General features: G+C 45.6%; 14 protein-coding genes. 8 read left to right on the top strand and 6 right to left on the bottom strand.

Annotated elements, in window-relative coordinates; genetic code table 11:
- The first annotated feature begins 547 nt into the window (after positions 1-547).
- Positions 548-3,169 carry a nitrite reductase large subunit NirB gene (gene nirB, locus AAJP47_RS09955; protein WP_346717795.1) on the top strand — a complete coding sequence of 874 codons (2,622 nt, stop codon included), beginning with the start codon at positions 548-550 and terminating at the stop codon, positions 3,167-3,169.
- Between the two features lie 28 nt (positions 3,170-3,197).
- Positions 3,198-3,548, top strand: coding sequence for a nitrite reductase small subunit NirD (nirD, locus tag AAJP47_RS09950; protein WP_346717757.1), 351 nt, complete (start codon positions 3,198-3,200; stop codon positions 3,546-3,548).
- Positions 3,549-3,775: 227 nt separating this feature from the next.
- Here nirD and nhaC read toward each other — a convergent pair whose 3' ends face one another.
- The 4 genes from nhaC to hppD all read right to left on the bottom strand — a co-directional run bounded on the left by nhaC (position 3,776) and on the right by hppD (position 8,140).
- Positions 3,776-5,185 carry a Na+/H+ antiporter NhaC gene (gene nhaC / locus AAJP47_RS09945; RefSeq protein WP_346717756.1) on the bottom strand — a complete coding sequence of 470 codons (1,410 nt, stop codon included), beginning with the start codon at positions 5,183-5,185 and terminating at the stop codon, positions 3,776-3,778.
- 118 nt (positions 5,186-5,303) lie between these two features.
- Complete coding sequence (locus tag AAJP47_RS09940; RefSeq protein ID WP_346717755.1) at positions 5,304-5,645, bottom strand: 4a-hydroxytetrahydrobiopterin dehydratase; 342 nt, start codon at positions 5,643-5,645, stop codon at positions 5,304-5,306.
- 137 nt (positions 5,646-5,782) lie between these two features.
- The gene (gene phhA / locus AAJP47_RS09935) at positions 5,783-6,694 is read right to left on the bottom strand and encodes a phenylalanine 4-monooxygenase (RefSeq protein WP_346717754.1); all 912 of its coding nucleotides are present in this window, start codon (positions 6,692-6,694) and stop codon (positions 5,783-5,785) included.
- Positions 6,695-7,024: 330 nt separating this feature from the next.
- On the bottom strand, positions 7,025-8,140 hold the full coding sequence (gene hppD / locus AAJP47_RS09930; protein ID WP_346717753.1) for a 4-hydroxyphenylpyruvate dioxygenase: 1,116 nt from the start codon (positions 8,138-8,140) through the stop codon (positions 7,025-7,027).
- A 144-nt stretch (positions 8,141-8,284) separates the two neighbouring features.
- Here hppD and AAJP47_RS09925 point away from each other — a divergent pair, with 144 nt between their 5' ends.
- The 5 genes from AAJP47_RS09925 to AAJP47_RS09905 all read left to right on the top strand — a co-directional run bounded on the left by AAJP47_RS09925 (position 8,285) and on the right by AAJP47_RS09905 (position 14,189).
- Positions 8,285-9,214, top strand: a complete 930-nt coding sequence (locus AAJP47_RS09925; RefSeq protein ID WP_346717752.1) for a LysR family transcriptional regulator — start codon at positions 8,285-8,287, stop codon at positions 9,212-9,214.
- A 197-nt stretch (positions 9,215-9,411) separates the two neighbouring features.
- Positions 9,412-10,608, top strand: a complete 1,197-nt coding sequence (locus AAJP47_RS09920; protein ID WP_346717751.1) for an amino acid aminotransferase — start codon at positions 9,412-9,414, stop codon at positions 10,606-10,608.
- Positions 10,609-10,980: 372 nt separating this feature from the next.
- Entirely contained in the window at positions 10,981-12,270 is a 1,290-nt protein-coding gene (gene fahA / locus AAJP47_RS09915; RefSeq protein ID WP_346717750.1) for a fumarylacetoacetase, read from the top strand.
- Positions 12,271-12,415: 145 nt separating this feature from the next.
- Positions 12,416-12,991 (top strand): VOC family protein, encoded by a 576-nt coding sequence (locus tag AAJP47_RS09910; protein ID WP_346717749.1) that lies wholly within the window; start codon positions 12,416-12,418, stop codon positions 12,989-12,991.
- A gap of 142 nt (positions 12,992-13,133) precedes the next feature.
- Positions 13,134-14,189 (top strand): TRAP transporter substrate-binding protein, encoded by a 1,056-nt coding sequence (locus AAJP47_RS09905; RefSeq protein WP_346717748.1) that lies wholly within the window; start codon positions 13,134-13,136, stop codon positions 14,187-14,189.
- Between the two features lie 29 nt (positions 14,190-14,218).
- Here the strand turns inward: AAJP47_RS09905 and AAJP47_RS09900 are convergent, their stop codons facing one another.
- Positions 14,219-15,082 carry an IclR family transcriptional regulator gene (locus AAJP47_RS09900; protein WP_346717747.1) on the bottom strand — a complete coding sequence of 288 codons (864 nt, stop codon included), beginning with the start codon at positions 15,080-15,082 and terminating at the stop codon, positions 14,219-14,221.
- A 138-nt stretch (positions 15,083-15,220) separates the two neighbouring features.
- Here AAJP47_RS09900 and maiA point away from each other — a divergent pair, with 138 nt between their 5' ends.
- Positions 15,221-15,868, top strand: coding sequence for a maleylacetoacetate isomerase (maiA, locus tag AAJP47_RS09895; protein ID WP_346717794.1), 648 nt, complete (start codon positions 15,221-15,223; stop codon positions 15,866-15,868).
- Between the two features lie 197 nt (positions 15,869-16,065).
- On the opposite strand, the gene AAJP47_RS09890 is transcribed toward maiA, so the two are convergent.
- Positions 16,066-17,580, bottom strand: coding sequence for a sensor histidine kinase (locus tag AAJP47_RS09890; protein ID WP_346717746.1), 1,515 nt, complete (start codon positions 17,578-17,580; stop codon positions 16,066-16,068).
- Between the last annotated feature and the right edge of the window lie 36 nt (positions 17,581-17,616).

Raw genomic sequence — 17,616 nt, 5'->3', positions numbered from 1 at the left:
TTTGAGGCGGTGCAATGGCTGTGCCAGTTGTTTTGACAAAGCTTATCTCCAAGACAAGCCTTTGTCTTTATCGACCACATCAACCCTTATTTATTCAGGTGTTTAAAGTAATAGTAGACGTTGATAAAAAAACTTTGCAGCTATCAACGCTTGCTAAAAACAACAAAAGTAATGACGCGTCTCATAAAGAGCAAGCAACCCCAAATTGGGGCGTTTTAGTATCTATTTTGGTGCAATGATATGTCCAATGGTGCTATAACTTGCTATGACAGACAGTACAGAAAAATCATAAGGAAGGTGGTTACCTGACTTATTGGGGTGTCTTCAACCTCTTTTGTGGTACTGATTAAGCGGCCATAGCTTGCTTGAATAACGTTAAGAGCCATACGATTTGTCCTTATATTTCACTATGTTATTGCTTGTACCAACCCTGATGGCAGACACAAGCCTAGGGGCGCTTGGCACAATTATTGAATGCTCAATATTAGTAGGCATCTAAATGTCATTTATCAGCGATAGTGAGGACAGACGTATGATTAGCACTACAATGAGCGCAAAAGACGTGAATAAAAAAGCGGCCATCACTGAAAATAAAGGCAACTTGGTCGTGATTGGCAATGGTATGGTCGGTCATCATTTCGTAGAAAGAGCGATTGAGCAAGGATTGCATGAACAATTTGAGATTCATGTGTTTGCCGAAGAAGACCGCCCTGCTTATGACCGTGTGTACTTGTCCAGTTATTTTGAGCACAAAGACGCGAGCAAGCTAAACTTAGTCGATCTTACTACCTATGAATCATCGCAGATAAATTTGCATTTAAACCAGCGGATTGTGGCTATCGATTCGGTCAATCGGTCGATCACGACGGAAGCCGGCGAGCGAATTGAGTACAGCGAGCTAGTATTAGCCACAGGCTCGTACCCCTTTGTACCGCCCATTGCGGGTCGTGAGCATCCGCACTGTCATGTGTATCGTACGATTGCTGATTTGGATGATATCTTGGCAATCGCTGAATTACCCAACGTTAAAAAAGGCGTGGTGGTCGGTGGTGGTCTACTTGGACTGGAGGCGGCAAAAGCCTTGGTTACCCTAGGCCTGGATACTTACGTGGTCGAGTTTGCCCCGCAATTGATGGGCGTGCAGCTGGATGCGGCTGGTGGTGAGATTTTAAAACGCAAAATCGAGGCGCTCGGCGTAAACGTATTAATCGGTAAAAACACCCAAGAGATTGTTTCTCATGCTGATGGTTCCTCTAATGCTAATAGTACAGACGATAATACCACTTATCTCACCATGCAGTTTACCGATGGCACCACGCTGGACACCGACATGATCGTCTTTAGTGCCGGTATTAGACCACAAGATGGTATCATCAAAAACAATCCTGAATGCGGCATTACCATGGGGACGCGCGGGGGTATTTTAATCGATGAGCAGTGTCGCACCAACGCCGAGCACGTCTATGCTATTGGCGAATGCGCGGTGTGGGACAATCAGGTATTTGGCCTTGTGGCACCCGGTTATAGCATGGCAAGTATTTGCGCCGCCCAAATTGCAGGCGATCAGGAGCAAAGGTTCACAGGCGCTGACATGAGCACCAAATTAAAACTGATGGGCGTTGATGTGGGTAGTATTGGCGATGCACATGGCGCTATCGAGGACAGCCTGAGCTATCTGTATCAAAATCCAGCAGAAGGCATTTATAAAAAACTGGTTACCACCGCTGATAACAAACGCTTGCTTGGCGCGGTATTGGTCGGCGATACCGAAGATTATAATAACCTATTGCAACTCTATTTAAACGACATCGACCTGCCCGCCCATCCCGAAAGCTTGATACTACCCAATGTCGAAAAACCGGTAATGGGCATCGACAATTTGCCCGATACCGCCACGATTTGCTCTTGTTATAACGTCAGTAAAGGCGCGATTTGCGCAGCGGTCGAAAACGGTGCGTATTCTATCGCTGATGTAAAAGCAGCTACCAAGGCAGGGACAGGCTGCGGCGGCTGTGCGCCCATGGTAAAAGACACCCTGAGTTACCAGCTGACCACGCTTGGTTTTGAGGTCAATAATGATTTATGCGAACACTTTGCTTATTCTCGTCAAGACCTGTACAGCTTGATTCGCGTCCATGGCATCAGAACCTTTGATGAGCTACTAACCGAACATGGTCGCGGTCATGGTTGTGAGATTTGCAAACCGACAGTCGCGTCCATCTTGGCCTCATGCTGGAATGATTATGTCCTCAAACCTGAGCTGACACCGCTACAAGACAGTAACGATTACTATTTAGGCAACATCCAAAAGGACGGGACATATTCAGTCGTGCCACGCGTACCGGGCGGTGAGATTACAGCGGATAAACTCATCGTACTCGGGCAAGTCGCCAAACAGTTTAATTTATATACCAAAATCACTGGCGGACAGCGTGTGGACTTATTTGGTGCCCGTATGGAACAGTTGCCAGACATTTGGACACAATTGGTGCAGGCAGGGTTTGAGACGGGACATGCTTATGGTAAATCGCTACGCACCGTCAAGTCTTGTGTGGGTAATGACTGGTGCCGATATGGCGTTGATGACAGTATGGGTCTCGCCTTGAGATTAGAGGATCGCTACAAAGGCGTACGCTCACCGCACAAAATTAAAATGGGCGTGTCAGGCTGTATGCGAGAGTGTGCCGAGGCGCAAAGTAAAGACTTTGGTATGATTGCCACTGAAAACGGCTGGAACTTATTTATCGGTGGTAACGGCGGTATTACCCCGCGCCATGCAGAGCTATTTGCAACTGGCATCGATACCGAAACCCTAGTCAGATATATCGATCGCATCATTATGTTCTATATCAAAACAGCCGATAAGCTCCAACGTACCTCAAAATGGCGCGAAAGTTTGGAAGGCGGGCTTGAGTACTTACAAGCGGTCATCATTGAGGACAGTTTAGGCATTGCCGAAGAGCTTGAAGCACAAATGGCGCTGCTCATCGAAAATTATGTCTGTGAGTGGGCTGAGACGATTAACGATACCGAAAAGCTCAAACGCTTCCGTCATTTCGTCAACAGTGAGCAAGGCGATGACAACGTTGTCTTTGTGACCGAACGCGATCAAATAAGACCCGCCACTGATGCTGAAAAGTCAGCCATCAAAGTGGTTGAGCTGGCCTAATAATGCCCTACTTTAAGGATGAACCACTATGAAACAGCACACGATTTGTCATCTTAACGATATCATTCCGGAAACAGGCGTCTGCGCACTGATCGAAGGCAAACAGATTGCCATCTTTCGAACCAAAAAAGACGATCTTTTCGCCATTGATAATTATGACCCATTTAGTCAAGCCAATGTTCTGTCTCGGGGTTTGATTGGCGGTACGACGATTGTGAATGAGGCAGGCACAGATGAAGAGGTGCTTTATGTCGCCTCGCCTATTTATAAGCAGCGTTTTAATCTTGCGACGGGACAATGCTTAGATGACAAAGAAGTAACTTTGAGCGCCTATCAGGTAGCACTCCATGAAGACACTGTGATGCTTGAAGGCATTTAGATCAACACCTTTAAATAAAAGAGGTCGTATCTTCGTTAAGACACGACCCTTTTTTATTAGAACTTACTCGTCATAAAGTAACGAAAGCGCTACTAAGATAATTTTTACGTAGCCTCTGTCTGCGCAGGCACAGTAAGCGAGGAAAACTTATCTTAGTAGCGCATGACAATACTCGTCATTATTTTATTTAGAAGCAGAGATACCAAGAATATCTTTGGTTAATCACTTTATTCAACCACTAGTTTTTTATCGACAGCAGACTTTTTGCTAATCGTTATACCAGTAAAGCCAAATAATATCGTCAGCAGTAGCGATAAATAACAGAAGAACGCATATGGCAAGTAATCAAGCACAGGAACTTCTAACGCTTGACTGATAAACACACCGCACACACTCCAAGGCACCAAAGGATTGATCACCGTACCTGCGTCCTCAATGGTGCGAGACAGATTTTTAGGATGCAGATTCAAACGCTCAAATGTCGAACGAAACGCCGTACCAGACAATAAGATGCTCAAATACTGCTCACCAATCAGCACATTGATACTCAGTGCAGACATGGCCGCAGCAAATATGGCGCGCCCCGATGTGGTCAACGTGTCTCTAATACCAGACAACAATGCAGGCAAAATACCCAGTGCTGTTAAAAGACCACCAAGACTGAGTGCCAATATCACAATTGCTTGCGTAAAGAACATGCTTTGTACACCGCCGCGCGACAACATGCCGCCCACTTCTCCTAACGCTAGTGACTCAGCGGGTGCATAACCTGCAAACAGATAACCGCCCAGCTGTCCAACGCTTGGCGAGCTATGTACGTAAGTAACCACTAATGCGGTAACGATGGTACAGATAATGGTGTAGATAGCATTGACACGAAAAACAGCCAATCCAACCAGTACCACAAAAGGTAAGACGGCATAGCCATGTATCAAGCCGCTGTCTATCAACTGCCCTTGCAAGACCGTCACTTGACTAAGATCAGAACCCGCCGTCTGCCCTGAGAAAAACCAAAAAATAATGACTGTCAAAATCCACGCGGGCACCGTGGTGTACATCATATTACGAATGTGTTCAAACAAATCAATACCAACCACCGATGACGCAATGGTACAGGTATCAGACAACGGCGACATCTTATCACCAAAAAACGCGCCTGATACTACCGCGCCTGCGGCAATCGCGACATTGGCATCGAAGGCATTGCTCATACCAATAAACGCCACGCCCAAGGTCGCCGCCGTCGTCAAACTACTACCGAGCGCAATGCCAATAATAGACGTTAATATAAAGGCAGAAATATAATAATACTCAGGCGATATCAGCTGAAAACCAAAATACATCAAGGTTGGGATAGCGCCTGACATCATCAAAGCGGCAACCATCAAACCGATAAAGAAGAACAAATAAATCGCACCAATTCCGCGCATAACCCCTGAGGCCATTTGCATTTGCATATCATCAAAGCTTAAGCCTTTAAATAAACCAATGGCTAGTAGCACACAGATGGCAAGTATCAATGACAGCTGAGGCACCCAGCCAAAACCAATCATAGTAACGCCCATGATGGCAATAACAACAGCCGAAATCATAAACGCCAGCTTTGGTGAAATTTGAGTTAATATTTTTGGAGGCATCACACATCCTTAAGGCGCCAAAATCATTTGGCGCTACATTGAATTGAAGTATCGAATTTGAGTGTTGAATTGAAGTGGGAGCAAGTTTAATGAGTTTGCGTGGCGATTGCCAATCGGATTACTGATCCAGTAACCGATCGGTCTTAGCCGCCATCACAAAATCGTTGTGATGCAACCCTTTGATGCTATGAGACCACCATGTGACGGTCGCTTTGCCCCACTCTACCAATATACCGGGATGATGCCCCTCTTCTTCGGCGATTTCTGCGAGTTGATTGGCGAATGCCATCGCTTTGACAAAGTTTTTGAATTTGAACTGGCGCTGTAATTGTTTGATGCCATCAACTTCAATCAGCGACCACTCAGGAATCTGTTGTAATAGCTCCTGCGCCTCGGTGTCGTCGACTTTTGGTGCGCCGATACGGCAAACGTCGCAGCTGTTTTGTGATAATGCGGTCATGATAATATCCTTTTATTTTGAATGTTAATGCGTGTCATTTTTGAGACACGTACGTCCATGTGAAAGATGGTTTCTACTTTTTAATTTTTCTATTATTTATACCAAAAATATTAAAATAAGGTATCGCTCAGTCGTTATTAGGTTTTGACAGGATAAGTCGGTTCAAACAGTCCTAATGACATGGCCTGCTTGACCGCGCCCATGATATCGCTATCGATGATATCAAACAGCGTATCCAAATCATTAATGACATAATAAATGGGCTGAATCTGATCGATACGATACGGTGTACGCAGCACATCCAATAAATCAAATGCTCGGCACTCCGGCTTATGTTGTGACTCGTTATGCGGCTCATTGCTAAGCGCATAAATGGTCTCAGAGGGCGAGCTTAAGATACCACCGCCATAGATTCTGCGATCTGCCATACTGCTACCGACCAAACCAAACTCAATAGTGAACCAGTACAGCCGCGCCAAAAACCCTCTTTCTTCTTTACTGGCCTCAAGACCAAGCTTGCCGTATGTCTCATTAAACGTGGCAAAGGCAGGGTGCGTGAGGAGCGGACAGTGTCCGACGATTTCATGAAAAATATCGGGCTCTTCGATATAATCCATGTCGTCCAGCCTGCGAATAAAAGTCGCCACAGGAAAGGATTTATTGGCCAACAATTTAAAAAATTTGCCAAAACTAATCAGTGCAGGCACAGCCGCTGTCTGCCAGCCAGTCGTGGCTTGCAGGACAGCATCAATGTCACTGAGCTGCGGAATGTGTGTGGATGGTAAAGCCAGCTTGTCTAAACCTTGTAGATACTCTACGCAGGCGCGGTTGGGCGTTTGCTTGGCTTGACGTGCCAGCAGCGCTTGCCACATCGCATTTTCATCATCGCTATAATGAATATAGCCATCGGCATCTGGCTGGTGTGAGACGTAAGGCTGCTTTTGCTGAGGTGAATCGTCGTGGTGAGCGCCATCAGTGCCAAGTCCTGTAGAAAGCACTTTGTTGGCACTGACCGCATTATTATTAGAAGTCTGTGTTAGGCGTTCCATGCCTGTATTCCTTTTATGACAGTAGATCCGTTACTGTTGCTTCATTCGTTTACGTTGAATCCATCTGTCTAAAATAAGAGAGATAAAAGTACGCTGATGTATGGCTGATACCAATTTTTCTTGCTTGCTGTACCTTCGCAGACAGAGACTACGAAAAATGTGTACCAGCCAAACGATATCCCTTTTACCTTGAACTGACTATTATTGACGTAAGAAATGATAGCGCTAATAAAGACTGGGCAAATACGAATAAAACAAACTCGCTTTGCCCTACCCATTTATTGTGTTTCTACGCGAAGAGTTGACCGAAAATTTAAGACGTCATTAAAATTATGGCGTCTCAATCGCTTGTTTATCCGTTGCTTGTTGACCGATCTTACCGCGGCTTAATTGGTCACGCTCGATAGACTCAAACAAGGCCTTGAAGTTCCCTTCGCCAAATCCTTCGGCGTAATCGCCTTTGCGCTGAATAAACTCAAAAAACACAGGGCTTCCCAAGATGGTTTCAGAGAAAATCTGGAGCAAAAGGCGCGGCGTACCGTCTTCTGTCGTGCCATCCAGTAAAATGCCGCGAGTTTGTAAGTCTTCGATGTTTTCACCATGATTCGGCAAACGCTCGCTTAGCATGTCATAGTAAGCGGCCGTCGGTGCAGTCATTAAAGGAATGCCCGCCGCTTTTAGCTTATCGATACTGGCTACTAAGTCGTCACTGGCCAGCGCAATATGCTGAATACCTTCGCCGTTGAAGTGCATCAAATACTCTTCGATCTGACCACCGCCTTGCTTTGATTCTTCATTAAGCGGAATACGGATTTTGCCATCAGGCGCGGTCATGGCTTTACTGGTCAGTCCCGTGTACTCGCCTTTGATATCAAAATAGCGAATCTCACGGAAGTTAAAGATGCGCTCATAAAAATTGGCCCAATACGCCATGCGGCCACGATAAACATTGTGGGTCAAATGATCGATGACTTTAAAACCATGACCGACCGGATTTCTATCCACGTTTGGTAAAAACTCAAAGTCCACATCATAGATCGTCTCGCCTTCTTTAAAGCGATCAATCAGATAGATGAGTGAGCCGCCAATACCTTTGATGGCAGGCAGTCTGAGCTCCATCACCCCTGTTGGCACCTCTACTGGCTGCGCGCCATTTTCGATAGCACGCTCGTAAGCTTTTTTGGAATCTTGAACGCGAAAGCCCATGCTACAAGCGCCTGCGCCATGCTCTTCGACAAAATAGCTGGCTTGGCTATATGGCTCACGGTTGATAATGAGGTTGATGTCCCCTTGACGATACAAGGCCACATCTTTAGATCGGTGATTGGCAACATGCGCAAATCCAAGTTGCTCAAACAAGGTAGCGACCGCTTCAGGCTGCGGTGAGGCGAACTCAACAAAATCAAATCCTTGTAGTCCCATTGGGTTGTCAAATAAATCTGTCATTGTCATCATCCTTAATTTCAATTGGGGGTAAAAGTGCGATAAAACGATCGATAATCAATCTTTATTGTTGACGTTGTATTTATATTAGATTAGCTTTATTTATAAGACTAATTGTTTTTTATGATTTATTTATCAGGTTTACTTATGAATATCAGCCTTCGCCAACTCACCGCATTTATCGAAGTGGCCGACAATGGCAGCTTTACCCGTGCCAGCGATCAGATGCATTTGACTCAATCTGCCGTCAGTGGCTTGATCAAAGAGCTAGAGTCTAGCCTTGGCATCGTCTTGTTTGACCGCACCACCCGTCAGCTGTCCTTGTCAGCAGTAGGACGACATTTATTGCCGCAAGCGCGGCGCATTTTAAATGAGATGCAGTTGTTTGAAAATGAGGCAAGCAGTTTAACGAGCTTGGCTCAAGGTCAGGTACGGCTGGCGGTTTCACAGTTCGCCGCCTCGTCTATGCCTGCGGTCATTGCCCAATTTGCCAAAGAATATCCCGAGATTGGCGTGTCATTATTGGACTGCTCCGAAGAGAACTTGCTCAAGCACGTACAAGATATCGAAGTGGATTTGGGCGTTGGTACTGAGCTTGAATTTATAGAAACCGAGGACGACATCAGTGCCGATCTCTTGTATCAGCTGCCCTTTTGTGTGGTCATGCCTGCCAATCATGCGCTGGCGCAAAAGCCTGACATCACATGGCAAGACTTATTGGACATTCCCCTCATTACCCTGCAAGGTCGCTTTATCGATCAAGTGACCATAGAGCTTGATGAGCGTATCGCCGCCCATATTCAGCAAGCACGTTATAAAGTGAACTTTATGTCCACCGCGCTTGAGATGACGCGACAAGGTTTTGGTATCACGCTCTGTCTACCCTATATGCCTGAAGTTATCGACTGGGTCAGCGCCAATGGTCTGCAAATGAAACCGCTTTTGCGACCCATCAAAATGCGTCAGTTTTTTATTTATCAGCGCTCCTCACGCGCGCTGTCTCCTGCCACCATCGCCTTTAAAACATTTCTGCAAACTTACTTTTCGAGCCATTTTAATGACTTACAACGTGTTTAAACATTAGCGACTGGGCAGAAGCTTGTCGTCGAGCAGTGTTTGATAAACAATGCGTTACTCTCAGTGTCTTAAGAGCTGCCAGATAAATTTAAATTATCTGGCAAATTATGCAAGATAACGGAATCTTATATTGAGTTAGCCTACGATTTGCTCTATGATTTTTGGCGGCTTTATCTATATCTTTATAAGGAAACAACATGTTTGAACGTATCGACTATTACGCTGGTGATCCGATTTTGGGGCTGATGGAAAAGTTTTTGGCGGACAACAATCCCAACAAGGTCAATTTGGGGATTGGTATTTATTATGATGAAAACGGCGTATTACCCGTACTCGATTGTGTGAAAACGGCTGAGCAACGCATTGCTGATCCGGTGTCTGCGCGTCCTTATTTACCGATGGCAGGCTTAGCTGGACACCGTAAGGCTTGTCAGGAACTGCTGTTTGGTAAAGATTCTCAAATCCTAAAAGACGGTTTAGTTGCAACCATCGCCACTATCGGTGGTTCTGGCGCGTTAAAGATTGGCGCAGAATTTATCAATGAATGGTTCCCACACGCCAAATGCTATGTCAGCGATCCCACATGGGCCAACCACATTGCCATATTCGAAGGCTCTGATGTTGAAGTCGGCACCTATCCTTACTACGACAAAGCCAGCAATAGTGTCAAATTCGATGAGATGATTGCGTTTTTCAAAACCTTAAATAAAGATGACGTCGTCTTATTACACCCTTGCTGCCACAATCCAACGGGCATGGATTTGACTCATGAGCAATGGGATAAAGCGCTGGATGTGATTCAAGCACGTGAATTGATTCCGTTTATGGACATTGCTTACCAAGGCTTTGGCGACGATATGGACAGCGATGCTTATGCCATTCGTAAAGCCGTTGATATGGGTCTGCCATTATTTGTGAGTAACTCATTTTCTAAGAACCTATCGCTATATGGCGAGCGTGTTGGCGGTCTATCTGTCGTATGCCCAACCGTAGACGAAACCGAGCGTGTCTTTGGTCAACTAAATGCCTTTGTACGCCGTATCTACTCAAGCCCACCATCCCATGGCGGCCGTGTTGTCGATATCGTCATGAATGACAACGACTTGCATGAGCAATGGGTTGGCGAAGTCTATGCGATGCGTGATCGTATCAAAGCCATGCGTTACAAGCTCAAATCTGTATTAGAAGCCAAAATTCCGAATCGCAACTTTGACTATATCACTCGTCAAAACGGCATGTTTAGCTTTACCGGATTGACGCCTGAACAAGTCGCGCGTCTGCAAAGCGAGTTTGCGATTTACATGATTTCCAACTCGCGTATGTGTGTGGCGGGTCTGAACACCAGTAACATCGATTACGTCGCCAATGCCATGGCAGATGTTTTAAAAGATTAATTGAGTAACCTATCGAGTCAAATAGCTTGATAGAACGTTGATTATTATAAAAAAGGCTAAGCGTTTGCTTGGCCTTTTTTTCGTTCATTATTTATGTGATCTGTCGTCAATATTCTATAAAAAATAAAGTGCGTCTGAGATAAATTTTACAAATCCTCTGCCTGCACAGGCACAGCAAGCAAATAAGTAAGTAAAGTTTATACCAGTAGCGAGGCAATATGGACGTGTCGATTTTATTTAGGATTGGCTGCATCTACACCATAGGTGCTCGCTATATAAAAAAACTTGCAATCTGACCCTGCATAAATTACATTATTCGTAAGTCATTAATTATAACGTAATTAAAAACACACTTTTAGCAAGGAGCATTCCATGTCAACGATTGACACCTCTCTCACCTCATTTATCGATATCGCTAGCGATTCTGACTTTTCAATCCATAATCTTCCTTATGGTATCTTTAGCGAAACCGAAGATGGCAAACGCCGTGCTGGGGTTGCCATTGGCGAGCACGTACTCGACCTATCCGTCCTTGAAGCCGAAGGTTTATTAAACTTAGCAGGCGGCTCATATTTTGATCAGCCCATTTTAAATGCTTTTATTGATTCTGGCCGAGACAACTGGACACAAGCGCGCAAAACCATTCAAACACTACTCTCTAGTGACAGCGATGCCTTGCGTGATAACCAAGACTTGCAGCAAAAAGCGTTGTTTAAGCAAGCCGATGTCACCATGCATTTGCCTGTGCACGTACCGGGCTTTACCGACTTTTACTCGTCTAAAGAACACGCCACCAACGTCGGCACCATGTTCCGTGACCCAAGTAATGCTCTACTGCCAAACTGGACTGAGATGCCTGTCGGTTATAACGGACGTGCCAGCACGGTTATTGTCAGTGGCACGGACGTGATACGCCCATCCGGTCAGCTCAAACCCAATGCCGATGATCGTCCTGTTTTTTCTGCCTGTAAACGTTTGGATTTCGAACTTGAAACCGCGTTTGTCGTCGGTAAAGGCAATAGTCTTGGTCAACCGATTGCAGTAGACGACGCTTTTGATCATATCTTTGGTATGGTGTTGCTCAACGACTGGTCAGCTCGTGACATACAAAAATGGGAATACGTGCCTTTAGGCCCATTTAATGCCAAAACCTTTGCTTCTGAAGTGTCGCCTTGGATTGTCACCATGGACGCGTTGGCACCCTTTAAAACCTCATGCCCGACGCAAGAGCCAAAACCGCTTGCTTATCTGAACGAAGCGGACAGCAATAATAGCTTTGATATCACCTTATCAGTCGAATTATTACCCGAAAATGCGGACAACGCGACGGTCGTTTGTGAAACCAATTTTAAATATATGTACTGGTCAATGGCGCAGCAGCTCACCCACCACACCATCACTGGCTGTAAAGTAGAGGTTGGTGACATGATGGGTTCCGGCACCATTTCAGGATCAACGCCTGACTCTTATGGCTCGATGCTGGAGATTGCATGGAATGCCACCAAACCCGTTACGCTCGACGGTGGCGCGACGCGCAGTTTCATCGAAGATGGTGATACTGTGATTATGAAAGGCTATAGCGAAAAAGACGGCATTCGTGTCGGCTTTGGTGAAGTACGCGGCAAAGTACTGCCTGCGATTAACTTTGACTTTAACGAATAGTAATAGTACAGAAAAAAGGCGTAGAGAAAGTAGATTTGTGCGGTTAGAACTAGATTTGAGCAGTTAGAACAATGATATTTGGTCTGTGAGTACTAGCATCATTTCTCTTAATATTCACGCTATGCCTTATCAAAAGGAGTTTGATATGAGCTTTAAAATTGAAAAAATTCACCACGTGGCTTACCGCTGCAAAGACGCCAAAGAGACGGTTGAGTGGTATAAAAAACACTTAAACATGGACTTTATCTTGGCATTTGCCGAAGATCATGTGCCATCGACCAAAGCCTTTGACCCGTATATGCACATTTTTTTGGACGCGGGTAATGGCAATGTATTGGCATTTTTTGAGGTGCCCAATCAGCCAGAAATGGGCTTTGATCCCAATACACCCAGCTGGGTTCAACACTTGGCACTCAAGGTCAAAGACCGCGATGAGTTGCTACTGGCCAAAGAACATTTGGAAAATGCCGGTATCGATGTCATTGGCGTAACCAACCACGGTATCTTCCATTCTATTTATTTCTTTGATCCAAACGGTCATCGCTTAGAGCTGACCTATGATGATGTCACGTCAGAAGAAAAAGTTTCTATGATTACCGATGCCATCAAGCACGACATGTTAGATGAATGGTCGCGTACCAAACGCGCGCCTGCCCATACGCAGTTTTTACACAGTGAAGAGCTTAGCGAGGCAAAAGAAGTCGCTCCTGCTGGCGAGTAAATGCAACGTGACTGTATGGCTGTGCTTACTGTTTCTTTTGCGACTTACGTTAAAGAGCAGTAAGCTTTTTGACATTAAGGACTTGTTCCAATAAGACAAACTGCTGACGCTGATTATTCCTCCATCATGAAAGGATTCAATGATGAAAACAAAAATGCATTTAGGCTTACTATTAGCCGCTTTAATGACTGTCACGAGTTGCGCTGATAACAATCAAACGGCCAATACCAATACTACAGATGCAGACGCTGTAACGACCTTACGGTTTTCACACTTTATGACAGCTGGTGATAACATCAACACCGAGGCACTAGAACCGTGGGCGAAGAAAATCGAAGCCGACTCAAACGGACGTATCAAGGTTGAGATCTACCCTTCTGCTACCCTAAGCAAACCCGGTGCCACTTATGACGCGACCGCTAAAGGGATTGTTGATATTGGCATGCAGGCGCAAGGCTATACCGCAGGACGGTTTCCTTTAACCCAAATTGTTGAGCTTCCTGGTATCACCAATAGCGCTCAGCAGCAGAGCTGTATTCTGCATAAGCTTTATGACGAGGGCGTGATTGCCAGCGAGTACGAAGATACGCATCTGCTTGCGCTTATCGGTACTGGTCAAGGCGCGCTGCATACAGTTGACAAGCCGATACGCACACCTGCAGATATGAAAGGTCTGCGTATTCGTCAACCGTCTGCCGTTGCCAGTCACATCATCGAAGCGACTGGTGCGGCGCCCGTTGGCATGCCTGCCAGCGACACTTACACTGCCCTACAACGCGGTGTCATTGATGGACTTAGCTTTACGTGGCAGCCCATCCAAGCGTTTCGACTAGATGAGCTGATCAACACGCATACCAACATTCCTTTTTATAATTCCACCTTTGTCATCAGCATGAATAAAGACAAATATGAGAACCTACCAGACGATCTAAAAAAAGTCATTGATGATAATTCAGGCGCAGCGATGGCAATGCGTGTCGCTAAAGTGTTTGATGTGAGTAATGATAAAGCGATGGCCGCGGCTAAAGAAAAAGGCGATATCATGATTGATATTCCTGACCCGCTTAATGATCCCGATTGGAGGGGGCCATTAATGGAGGGCTCACAGCAATATCTAAACGAAGTAAAAGCCTCAGGATTGGACGCTGATAGTGTCTACGAAAAAGCCAAAGCCGCCAGCGCGGGCTGCGCTGTTTAAATAACGCCAACCATTGCGCATAAGGATGGCTAGGCGATTTGGTGACGCTGCGCAATCGCGAGTATCTGCTCCACCACGTTGTGCTGCTCACTCATTGGCAATTGCGCGGTGGTGCCAATAACCGTAATGGCATATTCTAGCGGCAGGTTTTTATCAAAAGACTTTTTATTGATAGCAGCTTCTGAATGGGGGCTTTTTAAATGGCTACTTGTCGGCAAGATAACCGGAATGGTAATGGCGTTAATCCCCATCAGCATATCGCCTGTGACCGTGGCATAGCCTTGAGTGCGTATTTTGGCTTGCAATTGGCTAAACCGCTGCCATTTTTTTGCTAGCGCTGCGTCTTGTGCCTCCTTTCCAATCTGCCATTCAGCCATTATCAGCGGCTCGATGACCGTATCGGGCTGGTAGCTGGCAAAGAGCTGCCCTGTCGCTGACGTGGTCAGTGGCATACGTGAACCAATGCGAGTAATGATACTAATAGGACTGTCCGGCTCCACCGATTGAATGATGATGGGGCCTTCATTGAACCATTTGGCGATTTGTACTGCACAATTTAAAGTATTTTTGATGTCGTGAGCAATGTGCGCCAGACGCTCCAAAACATTGTTTTGAGTGTAGCCAGTATGGCCTAAGGCATTGACTCTAGCGCCCAATCCATAGCGTCCATCGTCGAGCTTACGCGCGTAGTTTTTACGAATCAAACTGACCAAATAACGGTGGCACTTGGCTGGATGCATGTGCATGACTTGAGCGACATCCTTTAACATCATAGGTTCGTTATGATCGATGAGGACATCCAATATCGACAGTCCGATTTCAAGCGACTGGACACCACTTTGATTTTTGCTGGTTGTCATAGAATTGTTTGTCAGGTTGTCAGCTGCTGGCATGCTTTGCTCGATAAATGATTTACGTAATGAATGAGTTTCTCAGTGAATTTAATATCAATCTAATAAAAGTTTAACTTGGCTCGCTTTGTATTATAACGGCTTATCTTATGGACAACATCACAAAAGGAATGAAAGATGATGACACTGTATGGTTACTTTCGTAGCAGTACCTCTTATCGTACTCGGATTGCCCTGAACTTAAAAGCGCTGGATTATGAGGATATCACCGTCAATTTGGCACAAGATGAGCAGCTTGAAAAAGCGTTTCAATCCATTAATCCGCAAGGTTTAGTACCTGTCCTAAAAACGGATGATTTATTACTATATCAAAGTCCAGCTATCTTAGAGTGGTTGGAGGAAGTCTATCCTGATAATCCTTTATTGCCCAGAGATCCAGCGGGTCGTATGCACGTGCGCGCGCTTAGCGCTTTGATTGGTTGTGATATGCATCCTATTAATAATCGCCGTATCTTACAGTACCTGCGTCATGAGCTGTCAGTAGATGAGGACGGCGTGATGGCATGGTGTGGTCGCTGGATAAAAGAAGGTTTTGATGCGTTAGAAAAACGTCTGGCTGATGGTAAAACACGGGGACAGTTCTGCTATGGTGACCAACCAACCTTTGCAGATTGCTATTTGATTCCGCAGGTTTCGTCAGCTCGCCGTTTCAAAGTAGATATGAATGCTTACCCCAACATTGTCGAGATTGACACGCATTGCCGCACCCTAAAAGCTTTTGCGGATGCTGACCCTATGATGCAGCCGGATGCGCCTAAAGCGCCATAATCTATATTCGATACTCAATGCTCAATAAAATCGATATATGACCTTGTAATACGTGACTGGTACAAGTTTTTCTTGCTGGCGCTTTTTATGGTGACTTTTTTATAGCGCCCTGACTACATGATAAAACACTTAGCGAGAAATGCGCTTGCTAAGTGCTTTCTATCTAAGTGCTTTCTATCTAAGTGTCTTGCACTCTGTTAGCGCCCTTTATAAGCAATAGGCAAAGTTATTTGCATAATAAGGCCTTTTATACCGTCCTGTCGATTACTGACGTTAATAGATCCTTTATGCGCCATCACGACAGCATGGACAATCGCCAATCCCAATCCATAACCGCCTGTTTCGCGATGGCGGGCAGAATCAAGACGTACAAACGGTTGAAAAATCCGATCTAAATCCTTCTCTGCAATGCCGCCGCCTTCGTCTATGATGCGAATTTGAATCGCAGGGGTCTTGTCATCCATCATGGTTGGCTCAACGTCCGCCATTACCGCTGAGTCAGAGGCCGTATGCATAAAAGCATTACGAATGATGTTTTCCAAAGCGCTGTGTAATTGTTCTTGATTGCCCATTACGTTTGTGTCTAGGGTGCTTGACGCCTGCCATTGCCAGCGCACGTTTTTATGTTGAAATTCAAAGCAAACATCTTGACCAATTTCACTGATAATCTCGGATAGATTCACCACATCATTCTCTAGATTATCAATGGTATATTGCTGCATTTGTAGCGATTGGATGTGAATGATTTGCTCAATCAGCTCATTCATGCGAGCAGACTCTTTATCAATGCGGTCAAGGTAACGGTCGGCATTGGGGGCAAAGTCGCGCGTCAGCTCAGTGGCGACATCGAGACGTGCCAATGGTGAGCGCAGCTCATGCGATATATCACTGAGCATCTGCTTGCGTGCCAGCTCACTATCAGCCAGACGCGTGGAGAGTTTTGCCACGTCTTTTGCCAGTAAACCCAGCTCATCGTCTCCCATTTTGGTCAGATTGGGATTGGCTTGATAATCGCCATCTATCATACGGTGTACCGTGCTCTGTACTCGGCGAATGCGCTGAGTCAAGGTGCGACTGAGCCAAATACAGACCAAAACACTGAAGACAAGAATGAACAGCAAACGTATGGGAAAATTGCCACGTTGTAGCGTTACTACATCTGAAAAACGCAGGTGTGGACGCAATTGTATAATGACCGTCTGCGCGTTAGGTAAGACAACGGTAGCATCGGCCAATTCGGGGCGATTTTCAGGATCGGCGATTGTCGCGCTACGCGGCATGGCTGGATGCAAAAAACGACTCAAAAAAGACGGCTCGTGAGGTGATACTGTATCGTCTTCTTGCCGAAGCGGTGGGTTAGTAACGGCTTTGGGCTTTTTTATAATGGGCGGTGTCAGCTGCGTCTCTGGCTGATCACTTATTTTTTGCTCTTCTTGTCTGAGTTGACCGTCTCTGTCTAAATAACGTGGAAATATAATATCGCCTTGCTCATCATAGACTCTGATCTGACTCATCAGCCGTCGGTCTTTTCGATACATTTGTCTAACTGCCGCCACATCGCCGACTTGCAGCGCCTCAACCATCTCTTGTCGCTTGATTAACAGCGTGTCTATTTGTACATCCATACGTGCCGTCAGCGCTTTTTCTACCAGCCAGCGCTCAACCGTAATAGACAAAATAGAGGTCATTAAAATCGTTAGTAGCAGACTCAAGAATAGACGCCAAAACAGCGTTATTCGAATCTTAAA

Origin of the sequence: Psychrobacter halotolerans, from assembly GCF_039680845.1 — a bacterium.
In the GTDB taxonomy this organism is placed as follows: Bacteria; Pseudomonadota; Gammaproteobacteria; order Pseudomonadales; family Moraxellaceae; genus Psychrobacter.
This window is presented reverse-complemented; position numbering and strand designations above follow the sequence as displayed.

Coding starts and splice junctions, on each gene's coding strand:
- nirD (WP_346717757.1), top strand. CDS start 3,198: ATGAAACAGCACACGATTTGTCATCTTAACGATATCATTCCGGAAACA.
- nhaC (WP_346717756.1), bottom strand. CDS start 5,185: ATGCCTCCAAAAATATTAACTCAAATTTCACCAAAGCTGGCGTTTATG.
- AAJP47_RS09920 (WP_346717751.1), top strand. CDS start 9,412: ATGTTTGAACGTATCGACTATTACGCTGGTGATCCGATTTTGGGGCTG.
- maiA (WP_346717794.1), top strand. CDS start 15,221: ATGACACTGTATGGTTACTTTCGTAGCAGTACCTCTTATCGTACTCGG.
- AAJP47_RS09900 (WP_346717747.1), bottom strand. CDS start 15,082: ATGCCAGCAGCTGACAACCTGACAAACAATTCTATGACAACCAGCAAA.
- AAJP47_RS09910 (WP_346717749.1), top strand. CDS start 12,416: ATGAGCTTTAAAATTGAAAAAATTCACCACGTGGCTTACCGCTGCAAA.
- AAJP47_RS09940 (WP_346717755.1), bottom strand. CDS start 5,645: ATGACCGCATTATCACAAAACAGCTGCGACGTTTGCCGTATCGGCGCA.
- fahA (WP_346717750.1), top strand. CDS start 10,981: ATGTCAACGATTGACACCTCTCTCACCTCATTTATCGATATCGCTAGC.
- AAJP47_RS09925 (WP_346717752.1), top strand. CDS start 8,285: ATGAATATCAGCCTTCGCCAACTCACCGCATTTATCGAAGTGGCCGAC.
- AAJP47_RS09905 (WP_346717748.1), top strand. CDS start 13,134: ATGAAAACAAAAATGCATTTAGGCTTACTATTAGCCGCTTTAATGACT.
- hppD (WP_346717753.1), bottom strand. CDS start 8,140: ATGACAGATTTATTTGACAACCCAATGGGACTACAAGGATTTGATTTT.
- phhA (WP_346717754.1), bottom strand. CDS start 6,694: ATGGAACGCCTAACACAGACTTCTAATAATAATGCGGTCAGTGCCAAC.
- nirB (WP_346717795.1), top strand. CDS start 548: ATGAGCGCAAAAGACGTGAATAAAAAAGCGGCCATCACTGAAAATAAA.